Here is a 1,077-nt window from a genome sequence, read left to right as displayed (position 1 = left end):
TTTCCAAGTGCCTGATGAAGCCGCTTTCAAAAAAATTTTCACATTTTTAATCAGTTGCCACATAAATTGACAACAATGATTACGTGTCACCGTTTCATGGAGTGATTGCCATAACCGTTCTATTTTGTTCAGCCAGGGCGAGTAGACCGGAAGAAATAAAAGCGTCACCTCGGGATTATCAAGCAACCAGGCTTTCACCTTCTTACTTTTATGGATACAGTAGTTATCTAAAATCACCGTCAGCGTTTCGGCATCACGATATTGTCGTTTTAATTCATCTAACATGTTGATAAATAAATCAGAGTTTTTCCTCGTGTAACCTGTAGATACGATCTTTCCTGTTTGGGCATCAAGACAACCGGCAAAGTAGTATTTTTGATTTTGACCCGGTGTCACAATCCGTTTTTGCTGACCTTTAAAGTACCAATCAGCGCCAATTTTAGGATTAAAATCAATATCAACTTCATCTTCATAAACAACAGGGTGTTTCTCTGAAGTCTGCAAAAGCGCTTCAGTAATACGAGCCATTTTTTCGTCATATTCTGGATCAGGCTGTTTTAACGTGGGAGCCGCCCGCCGCCAGACAATCCCTTGTTTGCAAAAGTAACGGTAAAGTGTGCTGATTGAAAGGGTAACGTGTATGAGTTCGTTGATTAAAAATACAAAAAATGAAAGGCTCCAACGGGAACCGAGATAGCCAAATTGTTGGGGAGAGCGTTCCAATAAAAAGAACAGGATAGGCTGGAGAGGGGCTAAATGCCATCGGATATGACGTCCGGCAGGTAAGCCATGTAATCCTGCCCACCCGTGTTCTCTAAACTTTTTGAGCCAACGCCAAACGGAAGATTCGGCGCAACAAAGTATCCCGGCCACTTGAGGAACAGAGCGGTGTTGACACAACAAGAGTATCCCCATGATCCGACGCGCATAATTTTTATCAGAGGTTTTTTGAGCGATTTTTTTCATCAGCCGGCGTTCATTTCGGGAAGTGAGTGGTATGATAAGCATGGCTCAGCCTTTTTTTTGTGATTTGATGTTTTGGGAACAAGAATTTCGCAAATTTAGGGCTGAGTTTCT

1 protein-coding gene is annotated in these 1,077 nt (G+C 42.2%); it reads right to left on the bottom strand.

Annotated features, from left to right (window positions below):
• A partial coding sequence (locus PSI15_RS18060; protein ID WP_273584725.1) for an IS630 family transposase occupies window positions 1–1,008 on the bottom strand: 1,008 nt, incomplete at its 3' end.
• Between the last annotated feature and the right edge of the window lie 69 nt (window positions 1,009–1,077).

Origin of the sequence: Xenorhabdus sp. PR6a (assembly GCF_028599065.1) — a bacterium.
In the GTDB taxonomy this organism is placed as follows: Bacteria; Pseudomonadota; Gammaproteobacteria; order Enterobacterales; family Enterobacteriaceae; genus Xenorhabdus; species Xenorhabdus doucetiae.
This window is presented reverse-complemented; position numbering and strand designations above follow the sequence as displayed.